This window comes from Streptomyces thermolilacinus SPC6 (genome assembly GCF_000478605.2).
Lineage (GTDB): Bacteria > Actinomycetota > Actinomycetes > Streptomycetales > Streptomycetaceae > Streptomyces > Streptomyces thermolilacinus.
On sequence record NZ_ASHX02000001.1, the window covers coordinates 3,090,137 to 3,105,676 of the forward strand.

The 15,540-nt window shown below is 72.1% G+C and carries 15 protein-coding genes and 3 tRNA genes; 9 read left to right on the forward strand and 9 right to left on the reverse strand.

The genetic code is table 11. The features are described from left to right. Positions 1-201: 201 nt before the first annotated feature. Positions 202-453: a DUF3073 domain-containing protein gene (locus J116_RS13290; RefSeq protein WP_023587557.1), complete on the forward strand. Its 252-nt coding sequence runs from the start codon at positions 202-204 to the stop codon at positions 451-453. Between the two features lie 57 nt (positions 454-510). Here the strand turns inward: J116_RS13290 and purM are convergent, their stop codons facing one another. The 8 genes from purM to purS all read right to left on the reverse strand — a co-directional run bounded on the left by purM (position 511) and on the right by purS (position 8,958). Then, positions 511-1,590, reverse strand: coding sequence for a phosphoribosylformylglycinamidine cyclo-ligase (gene purM / locus J116_RS13295; protein WP_023587558.1), 1,080 nt, complete (start codon positions 1,588-1,590; stop codon positions 511-513). Positions 1,591-1,656: 66 nt separating this feature from the next. Beyond that, positions 1,657-3,183 carry an amidophosphoribosyltransferase gene (gene purF, locus J116_RS13300; protein ID WP_023587559.1) on the reverse strand — a complete coding sequence of 509 codons (1,527 nt, stop codon included), beginning with the start codon at positions 3,181-3,183 and terminating at the stop codon, positions 1,657-1,659. Positions 3,184-3,346: 163 nt separating this feature from the next. Beyond that, on the reverse strand, positions 3,347-4,195 hold the full coding sequence (locus J116_RS13305; RefSeq protein ID WP_023587560.1) for an META domain-containing protein: 849 nt from the start codon (positions 4,193-4,195) through the stop codon (positions 3,347-3,349). Between the two features lie 154 nt (positions 4,196-4,349). Then, entirely contained in the window at positions 4,350-4,751 is a 402-nt protein-coding gene (locus J116_RS13310; protein ID WP_201258808.1) for a hypothetical protein, read from the reverse strand. 46 nt (positions 4,752-4,797) lie between these two features. Then, positions 4,798-5,601 carry a maleylpyruvate isomerase family mycothiol-dependent enzyme gene (locus J116_RS13315; RefSeq protein ID WP_023587562.1) on the reverse strand — a complete coding sequence of 268 codons (804 nt, stop codon included), beginning with the start codon at positions 5,599-5,601 and terminating at the stop codon, positions 4,798-4,800. A gap of 182 nt (positions 5,602-5,783) precedes the next feature. After that, positions 5,784-8,033, reverse strand: coding sequence for a phosphoribosylformylglycinamidine synthase subunit PurL (purL, locus tag J116_RS13320; protein WP_023587563.1), 2,250 nt, complete (start codon positions 8,031-8,033; stop codon positions 5,784-5,786). Beyond that, positions 8,033-8,713 carry a phosphoribosylformylglycinamidine synthase subunit PurQ gene (gene purQ, locus J116_RS13325; RefSeq protein WP_023587564.1) on the reverse strand — a complete coding sequence of 227 codons (681 nt, stop codon included), beginning with the start codon at positions 8,711-8,713 and terminating at the stop codon, positions 8,033-8,035. Before purQ ends, purL begins: the two co-directional genes overlap by 1 nt. Continuing rightward, a complete protein-coding gene (purS, locus tag J116_RS13330; protein ID WP_023587565.1) occupies positions 8,710-8,958 on the reverse strand; it encodes a phosphoribosylformylglycinamidine synthase subunit PurS in 249 nt (82 codons plus the stop codon). Before purS ends, purQ begins: the two co-directional genes overlap by 4 nt. Before the next feature lie 429 nt (positions 8,959-9,387). On the opposite strand from purS, the gene J116_RS13335 reads away from it, so the two are divergent. The 8 genes from J116_RS13335 to J116_RS13370 all read left to right on the forward strand — a co-directional run bounded on the left by J116_RS13335 (position 9,388) and on the right by J116_RS13370 (position 14,476). Then, entirely contained in the window at positions 9,388-9,714 is a 327-nt protein-coding gene (locus J116_RS13335; protein ID WP_023587566.1) for a histone-like nucleoid-structuring protein Lsr2, read from the forward strand. 411 nt (positions 9,715-10,125) lie between these two features. Further along, a tRNA-Gly gene (locus J116_RS13340) sits at positions 10,126-10,200 on the forward strand. A gap of 76 nt (positions 10,201-10,276) precedes the next feature. Beyond that, positions 10,277-10,349: transfer RNA gene (locus J116_RS13345), tRNA-Gly, on the forward strand. A gap of 162 nt (positions 10,350-10,511) precedes the next feature. After that, on the forward strand, positions 10,512-11,477 hold the full coding sequence (locus J116_RS13350) for an ABC transporter ATP-binding protein (RefSeq protein WP_023587567.1): 966 nt from the start codon (positions 10,512-10,514) through the stop codon (positions 11,475-11,477). Between the two features lies 1 nt (position 11,478). After that, the gene (locus J116_RS13355; RefSeq protein ID WP_023587568.1) at positions 11,479-12,279 is read left to right on the forward strand and encodes an ABC transporter permease; all 801 of its coding nucleotides are present in this window, start codon (positions 11,479-11,481) and stop codon (positions 12,277-12,279) included. Between the two features lie 165 nt (positions 12,280-12,444). Then, the gene (locus tag J116_RS13360; RefSeq protein WP_023587569.1) at positions 12,445-13,773 is read left to right on the forward strand and encodes a sensor histidine kinase; all 1,329 of its coding nucleotides are present in this window, start codon (positions 12,445-12,447) and stop codon (positions 13,771-13,773) included. A gap of 8 nt (positions 13,774-13,781) precedes the next feature. Further along, positions 13,782-14,378, forward strand: coding sequence for a response regulator transcription factor (locus tag J116_RS13365; protein ID WP_028964020.1), 597 nt, complete (start codon positions 13,782-13,784; stop codon positions 14,376-14,378). Positions 14,379-14,400: 22 nt separating this feature from the next. Beyond that, positions 14,401-14,476: transfer RNA gene (locus J116_RS13370), tRNA-Gly, on the forward strand. Positions 14,477-14,622: 146 nt separating this feature from the next. Here the strand turns inward: J116_RS13370 and J116_RS13375 are convergent. Continuing rightward, the gene (locus J116_RS13375; RefSeq protein WP_023587571.1) at positions 14,623-15,525 is read right to left on the reverse strand and encodes a phosphoribosylaminoimidazolesuccinocarboxamide synthase; all 903 of its coding nucleotides are present in this window, start codon (positions 15,523-15,525) and stop codon (positions 14,623-14,625) included. Positions 15,526-15,540: the final 15 nt, after the last annotated feature.

Sequence of the window (15,540 nt, forward strand, 5' to 3'; positions counted from 1 at the left end):
AAATCGCAGCTGACCAGCGAGGACGGGGCGCCTCGGGGGTCCGGCTCCGAGGCGCGTCATGCGGGCGGCGTACCGTATGGCCCCGGAAGCAGGTACCGTTGAAGCCCACGGGCCGGTCTCTCCACGGAGAGTCCGTTCCACATCATGAACGCGTGTCAAGACTCTGGGGCCGTCGAGCCCCGTCACCGAGGGGGTCGAGCCATGGGGCGCGGCCGGGCCAAGGCCAAGCAGACGAAGGTCGCCCGCCAGCTGAAGTACAACAGCGGTGGGACGGACCTCGCACGGCTGGCCAGCGAGCTGGGCGCATCGACTTCGAGTCAGCCTCCGAACGGAGAGCCGTTCGAGGACGACGACGAGGAAGACGACCCGTACGCCCGCTACGCGGAGCTGTACAACGACGACGATGACGAGGACGAGGAGTCCGGTCCGTCATCCCAGCGTCGCGGCGCTTGACGCCTGCACTCTTCCAACCCGGTCCGGGGCACCGCCCCGGACCGGGTTTAGTGCTGTTCAGCTCGCGTAGTCACCCGTCAGGGCGGCGCCGGTCGAGTGGTCACCGCGCTCGGTGATCTCACCGGCGACCCAGGACTCGACACCCCGGTCGGCGAGCGTGGCCAGCGCGACGTCCACCGAGTCGGCGGGAACGACGGCCATCATGCCGACGCCCATGTTGAGCGTCTTCTCCAGCTCCAGCCGCTCCACCTGACCGGCCTTGCCGACCAGGTTGAAGATCGCGCCGGGGGCCCAGGTCGAGCGGTCCACCGTCGCGTGCAGGTGGTCGGGGATCACCCGTGCCAGGTTGGCGGCGAGCCCGCCGCCGGTGATGTGGCTGAAGGCGTGCACGTCGGTGGTCCGGGTGAGCGCCAGGCAGTCCAGCGAGTAGATCTTGGTGGGCTCCAGCAGCTCCTCGCCGAGGGTCCGGCCGAGCTCCTCGACCCGCTGGTCCAGCTCCATGCCGGCCCGGTCGAAGAGCACATGGCGGACGAGCGAGTACCCGTTGGAGTGAAGGCCGGACGACGCCATCGCGACGACCACGTCACCCGTACGGATGCGATCGGCGCCCAGCAGGCGGTCCGCCTCCACGACGCCCGTACCGGCACCGGCGACGTCGAAGTCGTCCGGGCCGAGGAGGCCGGGGTGCTCGGCGGTCTCGCCGCCGACGAGGGCGCAGCCGGCGAGGACGCAGCCCTCGGCGATGCCCTTGACGATCCCGGCGACCCGCTCGGGGTGGACCTTGCCGACGCAGATGTAGTCGGTCATGAAGAGCGGCTCGGCGCCGCACACCACGATGTCGTCCATGACCATGGCGACCAGGTCGTGTCCGATCGTGTCGTACACGCCCATGCGGCGGGCGATGTCGACCTTGGTCCCCACGCCGTCGGTGGCGGAGGCGAGGAGCGGGCGCTCGTAGCGCTTGAGGGCGGAGGCGTCGAAGAGTCCGGCGAAGCCGCCGAGGCCGCCGAGGACCTCGGGGCGCTGCGTCTTCTTCACCCACTCCTTCATCAGCTCGACGGCGCGGTCGCCCGCCTCGATGTCGACGCCCGCGGCGGCGTAGCTGGCGCCGCCCGTGGCACTGGTGGCCTGAGACATGGCTACGGAACTTTCGTGTCGTACAGCGGGGGAGGGGGATGCCTACGGGGAATGCCTACGGGATGCCTACGGGCGGCGGAGCGCGTCGGCGGCGGCCGTGGCGGCGGGGCCCGCGGCAAGCTCCGTCTCCAGCAGCTGCTTGCCGAGCAGCTCGGGGTCGGGGAGCTCCATGGGGTATTCGCCGTCGAAGCAGGCGCGGCAGAGGTTCGGCTTGGCGATCGTGGTCGCCTCGATCATGCCGTCGAGCGAGATGTAGGAGAGGGAGTCGGCGCCGAGGGACTTGCCGATCTCCTCGACCGACATGCCGTTGGCGATCAGCTCGGCGCGGGTGGCGAAGTCGATGCCGAAGAAGCACGGCCACTTCACGGGCGGCGAGGAGATCCGGATGTGGACCTCGGCGGCCCCGGCCTCGCGGAGCATCCGGACGAGCGCGCGCTGCGTGTTGCCGCGGACGATCGAGTCGTCCACGACGACCAGGCGCTTGCCCTTGATGACTTCCTTGAGGGGGTTCAGCTTGAGGCGGATGCCCAGCTGGCGGATGGTCTGGGACGGCTGGATGAAGGTCCGCCCGACGTACGCGTTCTTCACGAGGCCCGCGCCGAACGGGATGCCGCTCGCCTCGGCGTACCCGATCGCGGCGGGGGTGCCGGACTCGGGCGTCGCTATGACGAGGTCGGCGTCGGCGGGGGCTTCCTTGGCCAGTTTCCGACCCATCTCCACACGGGAGAGGTGGACGTTCCGCCCGGCGATGTTCGTGTCGGGGCGGGCCAGGTAGACGTACTCGAAGACACAGCCCTTGGGCTTCGCATCCGCGAATCGCGACGTTCGCAGGCCGTTCTCGTCGATGGCGATGAGCTCGCCCGGCTCGATCTCGCGGACGAAGCTGGCGCCGACGATGTCGAGGGCGGCGGTCTCCGACGCGGCGACCCAGCCGCGCTCCAGCCGGCCGAGGACCAGCGGGCGGATGCCCTGCGGGTCGCGGGCGGCGTACAGCGTGTTCTCGTCCATGAAGACGAGGGAGAAGGCGCCCCGGACCTCGGGGAGCACCTTGGCGGCGGCCTGCTCGATGGTGAGCGGCTTGCCGTCCTCGTCGGTCTGCCCGGCGAGCAGCGCGGTGACGAGGTCCGTGTCGTTGGTGGCGGCGACCTGGGGGGCGCGGCCGTCCTTCTTGGGCAGGTCGGCGACCATCTCGGCGAGGCGCGCCGTGTTGACCAGGTTGCCGTTGTGGCCGAGGGCGATGGAGCCTTCGGCCGTGGCCCGGAACGTCGGCTGGGCGTTCTCCCAGACGGACGCGCCGGTGGTCGAGTAGCGGGCGTGACCGACCGCGATATGACCCTGGAGGGAGCTGAGGGAGGTCTCGTCGAAGACCTGGGACACGAGGCCCATGTCCTTGAAGACGAGGATCTGGGAGCCGTTGCTGACCGCTATTCCCGCGGATTCCTGACCCCGGTGTTGGAGGGCGTAGAGCCCGAAGTACGTGAGCTTTGCGACCTCTTCACCCGGCGCCCAGACACCGAAGACGCCACAAGCGTCCTGGGGGCCCTTCTCGCCGGGAAGCAGATCGTGATTGAGTCGACCGTCACCACGTGGCACACCACCGAGTGTAGGCGAGATCGACCACTGGTCCGAATTGGGGACGGGCCCGCCCCGGAGGGCCCGCGGCGGGAAGGGCCCCCTGCCCAGACGGCCTTTCCGCGCTCGCGGGAACCCTTTCCCGCCATCTTCGGTGTGACGGACCTCGCACCTATACCGGACTTTACGGCGCCGTCGCGAGCGCGCCGAACCCGGAACCGTCCTGAGCGGTGACCGTGAGCCGGTCGTTCTCGATCCGGTACGTCACCGGTCCGCTGCTGAGGGTGCCGTACAGCTTCTGCTCCAGGCCGTTCTGGAGGGTGGTGCACATACGGCGGGTGACCGCGAGGGCGTCGAACGTGAGCTTGTCGCCCTCGGCCTTCACGGTGGCGGTGAAGTTGTTGCAGCCGAGGTTGCCGGTGGCGGAGCCGTCGGCGGCGATGGTGAGGTGCGGCCTGCCCTTGACTCCGGCGGGCAGGGAGCTGGCGGTCTTCCCGTCCAGGAGGGTCTCGACGCTCCACTTGGTGCCCTTGAGCGGCGCGGGGGGCCGCTCGGTCAGGGCGAGGGTGTCGCCGCCGGGGGTGGTGAGGGTGAGGCGGCCGAGCCCGATGTCGGTGGCGCTGGCGCCGTCGCGGTCGCGGTCGCGGTCGCCGAGCTTGGCCTGGAGCTTGCCGGTGAACGCCTTGAGGAAGGCGTCCTCGAAGTCCTGTACGGCCTTGTCGCAGGCCATTTCGGTCCTGGTGACCTCGCCGACGGTCACCGTGTCGCCGGTGATGGCCGCCTTGGCGGTGAAGCGGTTGCACCCGGCGTTGCCGGTGGCGGTGCCGTCTGGCTTGAACTCGACGTACGCGCGCCGGGGGGCGGGGGCGGTCTTCCTGGCCCCCTCGACCGTGAGGGCGTCCAGGGTCCAGTGGGTGCCGGTGAGGGGGATGTCGGGGCGGTCGCCGGGGGTGGTGCCGTTGGAGCAGCCGGCGAGGGCGGTGGCGGTCGCGGTGACCGCGAGGACGGGGAGCAGGCACTTGGTGATCCGCATGCCGCTCTGACGGCCGAGCCGCCGGAGCGGTTCCCTTCGCGGGGCCCGCCCCTGCGGGGCTGCGGCTGGGCGCGTGTCCCCTGCGGGCGGATGCGCTGTCGCTCGGGCGGAACCCCGTGCGGGGCGGGCGTCCCGCGTGCTGGGCGGGCCGGGGCTACGACCGCCCGCAGCGGACGCGGCCCGCCGGGCAGGGGGCCTGGCAGGCTCCGGTGCGCAGGGTGTGGGCCTCATCGAAGAGAGACCAGCCGTCCAGTTCCCGGGGCACCGGGCCGTCGGGGTCCCAGCCCCGCCTCAGCGCCACGTCCAGGAACGCCCTGACCGTCCCCGGCTCGTGAAGGTTCAGGGTCCGGTCCGGCGCCGTGCCGACGACCCCCGACGGCACCGGGTACCCGTCCGGGACGATCCGGCCGGGGCCGCCCTCGAAGACGAGGCGCAGACGCCCCCGCGCCCCGCACCGGCGGATGGACAGCACCTCGCCGCACGTCACCTGCCCGGCGTCGTCCCGCTTCCTGTGGCTGTGCCGGAGCGACCGGACGAAGGTCCCCCCGTCGGCCACCAGGCGCCGAACCCGCCTGCCGTCGCGCACCATCCGGAGCCGCCCGTCAGCCCAGGACCGGGAGCCAGGGCGTGAGGTCCGCGCGGTCGCCGCTCGCCTGGAGGCGGGCCTCCGACAGCGTCTGGTCCCACGCGACGCGGCCCGTCGCGAGGCGGGCCCAGGTCAGCGGGTCGGTCTCCACCACGTTCGGCGGCGTACCGCGCGTGTGCCTCGGCCCCTCCACGCACTGCACCACCGCGTACGGCGGTACCCGCAACTCCACCGAACCGCCCGGCGCCTTCGACGCCAGCGCGTCGGCCAGCAGCCGGGTGCACGCCGCCAGGGCCTGCCGGTCGTGCGGCACCGCCAGGCCCGTCGCCGCGTTCAGGTCGTCGGTGTGGACCGTCAGTTCCACCGTGCGCGTCACCAGGAAGTCGCCCAGCGGCATCCCCCCGAACCGCGTCACGATCAGCCGCTCGTCCGGCGCGGCCGCCAGCGCCCGCGCGAACTCCTCCGCCGTACGCGCGTACAGCTCCGCCAGGCCTCCCGACTCGTCGGCCCACTCGGCCAGTTCGCGGGTGTCATGGTCCACCGCGCCCGCGAAACCGCGCGTCGCGGCGGGCCAGTCGGCGAGGCCCACGTCCCGTACGGCGGGCTCGGGCGCCGCCACGCCCCGCACGACCGACCGCAGCACCATCGCGATGTGCGCGGCGAGTTCCCGTACGGTCCACTCCCCCAGGCGCGTCGGCAGCGCCAACTGCTCGGGCGTCAGCCGCTCGACGCCCTCCCGTACGTGCGCGAACTGCGCGGTCACCGCCGCGCGGGTCTTCTCGGAGTCGTACCTGCGGGCGCGCTTCCTCGGCTGTGGCATGCCCAGAGGCTACCGCCGCCCCGTCCCGCCAGGGCCAGGACGTACGAGCCGGTCCGCCCCGGCGATGACCCCGCCTCCCCCGGCCCCGCCGGTTCGCCGGGGGCATCGCCGCAGCGCGGAGGGCCGGTCCGCGGTGTGACGCCGCGGACCGGCCCTCCGTTCGTTCCGTACGGGCGTACCGGTCAGGCCAGCAGGCCCGGGATCGTCGCCTCGTGCGCCTCGCGCAGTTCGGCCAGCGGCACGCTGAACTCGCCCTGCACGTCGATCGCGTCGCCGTCCACGACACCGATGCGGGTGGCGGGCAGGCCCCGGGCGCCGCACATGTCGGTGAAGCGGAGTTCCTCGCTGCGCGGCACGGCCACGACGGCGCGGCCCGCCGACTCGCTGAACAGGAACGTGAACGCGTCCAGACCGTCCGGGACGATCAGCCGCGCGCCGTTCCCGCCGCGCAGGCAGGACTCCGTCACGGCCTGGATCAGACCGCCGTCGGACAGGTCGTGCGCCGCGTCGATCATGCCGTCACGCGAGGCGGAGATCAGGATCTCGCCGAGCAGCCGCTCCCGGTCCAGGTCCACCTTGGGCGGCAGGCCGCCGAGGTGGTCGTGGACGACCTGCGACCAGGCCGAGCCGCCGAACTCCTCGCGCGTGTCGCCCAGCAGGTAGAGGAGCTGGCCCTCTTCCGCGAAGGCGATCGGCGTGCGACGCGTCACGTCGTCGATCACGCCGAGCACGGCGACGACCGGCGTCGGGTGGATCGCGATGTCACCGGTCTGGTTGTACAGCGAGACGTTGCCGCCCGTGACCGGGGTGCCCAGCTCCAGGCAGGCGTCCGCGAGACCGCGCGTGGCCTCGGCGAACTGCCACATGACCGCCGGGTCCTCGGGCGAGCCGAAGTTGAGGCAGTCGGAGACGGCCAGCGGCTTCGCGCCGGACGCGGCGACGTTGCGGTACGCCTCCGCCAGCGCGAGCTGCGCGCCCGCGTACGGGTCGAGCTTGGCGTACCGGCCGTTGCCGTCCGTGGCGATGGCGACGCCGAGGTTGGTCTCCTCGTCGATCCGGACCATGCCCGCGTCCTCGGGCTGGGCGAGGACCGTGTTGCCCTGCACGAACCGGTCGTACTGGTCCGTCACCCACGCCTTGGACGCCTGGTTCGGCGACGCGACGAGCTTCAGGACCTGCTCGCGCAGCTCCTCGGAGGTCCGCGGCCGGGGCAGCTTGTTCGCGTCGTCGGCCTGGAGGGCGTCCTGCCAGTCCGGGCGCGCGTACGGCCGGTGGTAGGTCGGGCCCTCGTGGGCGACGGTGCCGGGCGGCACGTCCACGATCTGCTCGCCGTGCCAGAAGATCTCCAGGCGGTCGCCGTCGGTCACCTCACCGATGACGGTGGCGATGACGTCCCACTTCTCGCAGATCTCCATGAAGCGGTCGACGTGCTGCGGCTCGACGATCGCGCACATGCGCTCCTGCGACTCGCTCATGAGGATCTCCTCGGGCGAGAGCGTCGCGTCGCGCAGCGGGACCGTGTCCAGCTCGATGCGCATGCCGCCCGTACCGGCGGACGCCAGCTCGGAGGTCGCGCAGGACAGACCGGCGCCGCCAAGGTCCTGGATGCCCGCGACGAGCTTCTCCTGGAAGACCTCCAGGGTGCACTCGATGAGGAGCTTCTCCTGGAACGGGTCGCCGACCTGGACGGCGGGGCGCTTGGTCGGCTTCGTGTCGTCGAAGGTCTCGGAGGCCAGGACGGACACGCCGCCGATGCCGTCGCCGCCGGTGCGGGCGCCGTACAGGATGACCTTGTTGCCGGGGCCGGACGCCTTGGCGAGGTGGATGTCCTCGTGCTTCATCACGCCGATGCACCCGGCGTTGACCAGCGGGTTGCCCTGGTAGCAGGAGTCGAAGACGACCTCGCCGCCGATGTTGGGCAGGCCCAGGCAGTTGCCGTAGCCGCCGATGCCCGCGACGACGCCCGGCAGGACGCGCTTGGTGTCGGGGTGGTCGGCGGCGCCGAAGCGCAGCGGGTCGACCACGGCGACCGGGCGGGCGCCCATCGCGAGGATGTCGCGGACGATGCCGCCGACGCCGGTGGCCGCGCCCTGGTAGGGCTCGATGTAGCTGGGGTGGTTGTGCGACTCGACCTTGAAGGTGACCGCGTAGCCCTGGCCGACGTCCACGACGCCGGCGTTCTCCCCGATGCCGACGAGCATCGCGTCGGACTCGGGCTTCTTCTCGCTGAACTGCTTCAGGTGGACCTTGCTGCTCTTGTACGAGCAGTGCTCGGACCACATGACGGAGTACATGGCCAGCTCGGCGCCGGTCGGGCGGCGGCCGAGGATCTCGCGGATGCGCTCGTACTCGTCCTTCTTCAGACCCAGCTCGGACCACGGCTGCTCGACGTCGGGCGTCTCGGTGGCGTGCTTGACGGTGTCGAGGCTCATCAGGCGTTGACCAGCTTCTTGAGGATCGAGGTGAAGAAACCGAGCCCGTCGGTCCTGCCCGTGCCGACGAGCGGCTCCACGGCGTGCTCGGGGTGCGGCATGAGGCCGACGACGTTGCCCGCGGCGTTGGTGATGCCCGCGATGTCGCGCAGCGAGCCGTTGGGGTTCATGTCGAGGTACCGGAACGCGACCCGGCCCTCCGCCTCCAGCTCGTCGAGCGTGCGCTCGTCGGCGACGTACCGGCCGTCCATGTTCTTCAGCGGTACGGAGATCTCCTGGCCCTGCTCGTAGTCGGCGGTCCAGGCGGTGTTCGCGTTCTCCACCCGCAGCTTCTGGTCGCGGCAGATGAAGTGCAGGTGGTTGTTGCGCAGCATGGCGCCGGGCAGCAGGTGGGCCTCGGTGAGGATCTGGAAGCCGTTGCAGATGCCGAGGACCGGCATGCCGGCCTTCGCCTGCTCGATGACCGACTCCATGACCGGCGAGAACCGGGAGATCGCCCCGGCCCGCAGGTAGTCGCCGTAGCTGAAGCCGCCCGCGAGGACGACCGCGTCCACCTGCTTGAGGTCCTTGTCACGGTGCCAGAGCGAGACGGGCTCCGCCCCGGCGAGCCGGGCGGCGCGCAGGGCGTCCTGGTCGTCGAGCGTCCCGGGGAAGGTGACGACTCCGATGCGGGACGTCACGCCTCCTCCACCTTGACGACGAAGTCCTCGATGACGGTGTTGGCAAGGAAGGTTTCGGCCATCTCGTGGATGCGGGCGAGGGCGGCGTCATCGACCGGGCCCTCCACATCCAGCTCGAAGCGCTTCCCCTGGCGGACGTCGGCGATCCCCTCGAAACCGAGGCGGGGCAGTGCGCGCTGCACCGCCTGGCCCTGCGGGTCGAGGATCTCCGGCTTGAGCATGACGTCGACTACGACGCGTGCCACTGGCACTCCCGGTGGTGTGTTGCGTGGGCGGTTCACCCAGCGTACCTGCCTACAAATTCTACGCGAGTAGATTTCCAGAGGAACCCACAAACGCATGAAACGATCTTGGGTGGAAGGGACACAGAAGGGGCGCGGAGGGGCCGCGGAAGGGGCGAGGAGGCCGGGGGCCCGTCACTGCCGGAAGGGCAGGAAGTGGCGCGTGAGTGCCGTGGGGCCCCGCCCGTCGAGAAGCGCCCGGAAAAATCCCGGAAAAGAATCGCGGCGCCGCCATTGCGTACGGACACGCGGGGACAATTGCCGGGTCTTCCCAGTGCGGCACTTCTGGCTGTACAAAGGAATACACCCATCTAAATCAGGTATCGCCGCACGTCAAACGTGTCACACAACACACCGGGAACGGCGGCTTACCACGGGAAAGGACCGATATCCGTGGCGCAGCGCGTAGTAGTCACGCTCACCGACGACATCGAGGGCGGGGAAGCGGCGGAAACGGTCAGGTTCGGCCTCGACGGTAAGTGGTACGAGATCGACCTCAATGAAGCCAATGCAGAGAAACTGCGCAAGGCTCTCGCCCCGTACATGGAAGCCGGGCGAAAGAAGTCCGGCACGGAGAAGGCCCGCAAGGCGTTCCAGCACACCTCCGTGGCCCCGGACCCGGCGGCCGTACGCGCCTGGGCGCAGTCCAACAAGATGGACGTGCCGGCGCGCGGCCGCATCCCGAAGCGGGTCTACGACGCCTTCCACGAGGCCAACTGATCCCTGCCGATCCGGGACCCGGCCGGCCCCGGGGGCTCGGCCCGGTCGTACGGGCCGGGTGCCGTACGGGCGGGGCGGCACGGGCCGGCCCAGGGGGGTCGGCCCGGTCGTACGGGCCGAAGCGGTACTGGGCCGGGGCTCCGTTGAGGGTGGCCCGGCGGGCCGTGCCGGGACGGGCGCGGCGGCGTACGGCGGTGCCGTACCGGTCCGCCTCGTGCGGGGCCGGGTGCCTGACCGGCGAGGCCCGCCGCGGGCGGCTCCGCGCGCCGGTGCCGGGACCTGCGGGCACGGGCCCCGAGGGCCGTCGCGGGCGGGCTCCCGGCACCGAGTTGCGCGGCACCCCCCTTGATCGGCTAAAGTCTGGAGCACGCCGAGGGGCGAGGCCGAAAAGCCGAGCGCCTCACGGAGCGTGCGGGTGTAGTTCAGTAGTAGAACATCCCCCTTCCAGGGGGAAGGCGCAGTGTGCGATTCCTGTCACCCGCTCCACATCACGTACCGACCACTCCGGTGGATCAGGTACAGTGGTGTTCGCACCGCCCGGTGAGAGCCGGTCGGGAGCAATGCGGACGTGGCTCAGTTGGTAGAGCATCACCTTGCCAAGGTGAGGGTCGCGAGTTCGAATCTCGTCGTCCGCTCGTGAATGGGAACCCCGGTCAATCGACCGGGGTTCTCGTCGTTTATCCCCCTGCCCGGCAGATTGCAGATGTCCGCGCCTGGCCGGGCCCATGACATTTGTCAGCGGTCTCCGATGACACCGCGTACTGCCGGGCCGCCCTCCCCGCCGCGACGCTGGAGCCATGACCAGCGACGATCACCACCCGGGCCTCGCCCGCCCCGGACACGGCCACGCCATCGAGGCCGAGGACCTGCGGCGCCGGTACGCAGAGGGCTTCGAGGCCGTGAGCGGAGTCACCTTCGCCGTCCCGTACGGCGAGGTCTTCGCCCTCCTCGGCACCAACGGCGCGGGCAAGACCTCCACCGTCGAACTCCTCGAAGGGCTCGCGCCCGCGAGCGGCGGCCACGTCCGCGTCCTCGGCCACGACCCGTACCGGGAACGCGCCGCCGTCCGGCCGCGCATCGGCGTGATGCTCCAGGAGGGCGGCTTCCCCTCCGACCTGACCGTCGCGGAGACCGTCCGCATGTGGGCCGGGTGCACCAGCGGCGCCCGCCCCACCGGGGAGGCCCTCGACATGGTCGGCCTCGCCGCGCGGGCACGGGTCCGCGTCAAGCAGCTGTCCGGCGGCGAGCGGCGCCGCCTCGACTTGGCGCTCGCCCTCCTCGGCCGCCCCGAGGTGCTGTTCCTCGACGAACCGACCACCGGACTGGACGCCGGGGGCCGCCGCGACACCTGGGACCTCGTACGGCACCTGCGCGACACCGGCACCACCGTGCTGCTCACCACGCACTACCTGGAGGAGGCCGAGGCCCTCGCCGACCAGCTGGCCATCATGCGGGGCGGCCGGATCGTCACGTCCGGCACCCCGTCGGAGGTCACCGCGTCCCGCCCGGCCCGTATCCGGTTCGAGCTGCCCGCCGGGGTGCCCGTCGCGCGGCTGCCGCTCCACCTGCGGGCCGCCCAGCCCGACGGACGGCGCGTCGAGATCCGCACGCACGACCTCCAGGCCGCACTGGCCGAGCTGCTGCGGTGGGCGGACGAACACGGCGTACGGCTCGAAGCGCTCGACGCGCGGTCGGCGTCCCTGGAAGAGGCGTTCCTGGAGATCGCCCGCGCCGACGCCACCACCGCACCGGCGGGGGTGTGACATGGCGACCCCCACCAACACCGCGACCACGGCCGGCACCACCACGGCGGCCGGGCGGCTCGGCGCGCTCGCCCGCGCCGAACTGATCCTCCTCGTCCGCAACCGGACGGCCCTCTTCGTCACCCTGCTGATGCCGCTGCTGATGATCGGCTCCATCCGCGCCGGCCTCGACCGCGCCGGACTGGAGGGGACCGGGATGACCCTGGTCGAGGCGGCCATGACCGGCGGCCTCGGCATGGTCCTCGTCATCGTCGTCTACCTGAACCTCGTTCCCGCCTACGTCGCCCGTCGCGAGGAGCTCGTCCTGAAGCGGCTGCGCACCGGGGAGGCGTCCGACGCGGAGATCCTCGCCGGGACGGCCCTGCCCTCGGTGGCGCTCACCCTCGCCCAGTGCGTGATCATGGTGGTGGCCGCGGTGGCGTTCCTCGGCGTACGGGCGCCGCAGCGGCCCGAGCTGCTCGTCGCGGGCGTGGCCGTCGGCATCGTGCTGCTCGGCGCGCTCGCCGCGTACACCTCGACCCTGACCAGGACCGTGGAGAGCGCGCAGCTGACGACGATGCCGCTGTTCCTCGTCTCGGCGTTCGGCTCCGGGCTGTTCGTGCCGCTTGAGGTCTTCCCGGAGAAGGTCGAGGCGGTGTGCGCGCTGCTGCCGGTGACGGGCGTCGTGACGCTGCTGCGGGCCGGGTGGCTCGGCGGCGCGGACGCCGGGGAGCTGCTGCGGGCCGGGGCGACCGCTCTGGTCTGGACGGCGGTGGCGGTGTTTGCTGTGCGACGGCGGTTCCGGTGGGAGCCCCGCCACTGAGGCGCCACCGCGGCGTCGCCGCAGCACGGGGCCGGGACGCCGACGGGCCGACGAGGCTGAGGAGGCCGACGGGCGTTGGGGCCTTGGGGTCCTCGGGCGTTGGGGCCCTGGGGCCTTGGGGGCCTTCGGGCCTTCGGGGAACGGATCGGGAGGGGGTACGGGCGCATGGCGAGGCTGACCGGCTGGTGGACGCGCAGGAGCAACCCGGAGAAGGTCGAGCTCTACACGCGGTGGACCTACCACGGGCTCGCCTGCGTGGCCGTCCTCATCGGGGGGATGCCCGCGCTGGCGGCGACCGGGAAGGTGGGGCCGCTCGGCGGGTGGCTGTTCCTGATGGTGGTCGTCCACACCGTGCTGGTCGCCGTGCTGTCGGGGCGGGCCCTCAGCTGGCAGCTCGGGCGGCGCGAGCGCCCGGCCCGGCTCGCCGCCGCCGTCGCGGTGCTCACCGTCGGCGGTTGCCTCACCGTGCTGGCGCTGCGGCGGTGGCGGCCCGACGTGGACCTCCAGATGTCGATGTACGTGGCGGCCGGGATGGCCAGCTGGGGCGTCGGCTCGCTCTCCCTCTGCACGACGCGGGTACGGCACATGCTCGGCCTCACGGTCGTCGCGGTGGCCGGGCTCGCGGCGGGCGCGCTGGCGGTGGGGCTGCCGCTCACCGACACCGTCGCCTACACCTTCTCGGCCGCGTTCGGCGTGGTCGTGTTCGCCACCACCAGCGGCTTCTCCGGGTGGCTGCTGCGGGCCGTGTGGGAGCTGGACGCCGCCCACCGGCTCCAGGCACGGCTGGCCGTCGCCGAGGAACGGCTGCGGTTCGCGCGGGACCTCCACGACGTGATGGGGCGGAACCTGTCGGTCATCGCCCTCAAGAGCGAACTGGCCGTGCAGCTGGCCCGGCGCGGGTCCGCCGGGCGGGCCGTGGCGGAGATGGGCGAGGTGCAGCGGATCGCCCGCGAGTCCCAGCGGGAGGTGCGGGACGTGGTGCGCGGCTACCGGGAGGCCGACCTCCACACCGAACTGGAGGGCGCGCGGGGCGTCCTGGCCGCCGCGGGCATACGGTGCCGCATCGACCTGCGGGACACGGACACGGACCTGTCGGCCGCCGCCCAGTCCGCCCTCGCGTGGGTCGTCCGGGAGGCCACGACGAACGTCCTGCGCCACAGCGACGCCCGCCACTGCCGCGTGACGGTGTCGGCAGGACCGGCGGACGCGGGGCACGCGGTGCTGGTCATCGAGAACGACGGCGTGGGCCCTGTCGGCGGCGCGGGCGCTGGTGGCGGCGCGGGTCCCGGGCGTGGCCCTGACGGCGTGGGCGCGCCGGGCGGTGCCGGGTCCGGGCTGGCCGGGCTGCGGGAGCGGCTCGATGTGCTGGGCGGGGTGCTGGAAGCCGGGCCCGTGGGCGCCGACGGGCGGTTCCGGGTCACCGCCCGGGTGCCCCTCGCGGGCGAGGAACGCCGCCCCGCCGTGGCCGAGCCGGCCGGGAAGGAGCTGTCGTGACCGTACGCCTGCTGCTCGCCGACGACGAGCACCTCATCCGGGGCGCGCTCGCCGCGCTCCTCGGACTCGAGGACGACCTGGAGGTGGTCGCCGAGGCCGCGTCCGGCCCCGAGGCGATCGCCATGGCCCGGGTCCACCGGCCCGACGTGGCCGTCCTCGACCTCCAGATGCCCGGCGCCGACGGTGTGAGAGTCGCCACATCCCTCCGGGCCGAGCTGCCCTCCTGCCAGACCATGATCGTGACCGGTCACGGCCGCCCCGGACACCTCAAGCGGGCCCTCGCGGCGGGGGTGAGGGGCTTCGTCCCCAAGACCGTCAGCGCCCAGCGGCTCGCCGAGATCATCCGCAGCGTCCACGCCGGAAACCGTTACGTGGACCCGGAGTTGGCGGCAGACGCCATCTCCGCGGGCGACTCGCCGCTGACCGCGCGCGAGACCGAGGTGCTGGAACTCGCGGCCGACGGCGCCCCCGTGGCGGAGATCGCACGGCGCGCCTCCCTCTCCCCCGGAACGGTCCGCAACTACCTCTCCTCCGCCGTCTCGAAGCTCGGCGCGGAGAACCGGCACACGGCAGTGCGTCTCGCGCGCGAGCGAGGTTGGGTATAGTGGGTCTCGCGCTACGGCGCAGGCGGACGTGGCTCAGTTGGTAGAGCATCACCTTGCCAAGGTGAGGGTCGCGAGTTCGAATCTCGTCGTCCGCTCCAGAGCGAAGGCCCCGGTCATCAGACCGGGGCCTTCGACGTGTCCCGGCGTCCCGGTTCCACGGCGTGTTTCACGTGAAACGGGCGCCGGATACGACAGGACCGCCCCGCCACGCATGGGGTGGGGCGGTCCTGCGCGGCGGCGACGCCTACGACCAGGCCGTGCCGGTCAGCAGCTCGTACGCCTCGATGTACTTGGCGCGCGTCGCGTCCACGACCTCCTGCGGCAGCGGCGGGGGCGGCTGCTCGCTGTGCCGGTCCCAGCCGGACTCCGGGGAGGTCAGCCAGTCCCGTACGAACTGCTTGTCGTACGACGGCTGCGCGCGGCCCGGCTGCCACTCGGCGGCCGGCCAGAACCGCGAGGAGTCCGGCGTCAGCACCTCGTCCGCGAGGACCAGCCCGCCCTTGTCGTCGTAGCCGAATTCGAACTTCGTGTCCGCCAGGATGATCCCCCGGTCCCGCGCCACGTCCCGCGCGCGGCTGTACACGGCCAGCGTGGACTGGCGGAGCTGCGCGGCGGTCTCGGCTCCGACCTGGCGGGCGACCTCCTCGTACGAGACGTTCTCGTCGTGCTCGCCGACGGCGGCCTTCGTCGCGGGTGTGAAGATCGGAGCGGGCAGTTCCGACCCGTCGGTGAGGCCCTCGGGGAGCGCGAGCCCGCAGACGGTGCGCGACTCCCGGTACTCGATCAGCCCGGAGCCGGTCAGATAGCCGCGCGCCACGCACTCGACCGGGATCATCCGCAGCGACTTGCAGACCAGCGTGCGGCCCGCCCAGTCGGCGGGGGCGCCCTCGGGCAGCTCCGTCGAGATCACATGGTTCGGGATGATGTCCGCGAGCTGGTCGAACCACCACAGGGAGAGCTGGGTGAGGACGCGGCCCTTGTCCGGGATCTCCGTGGGCAGCACCCAGTCGTAGGCGGACATGCGGTCGCTGGCGACCATCACGAGGTCGCCCGCCTCGTTCTGGTACAGCTCGCGCACCTTCCCGGTGTGCAGATGCACCAGGCCCGGCACCTGAAGGGGCTCGGGCTTTTCTACGAATCCGGACACGGTTCCTCCCCGTGG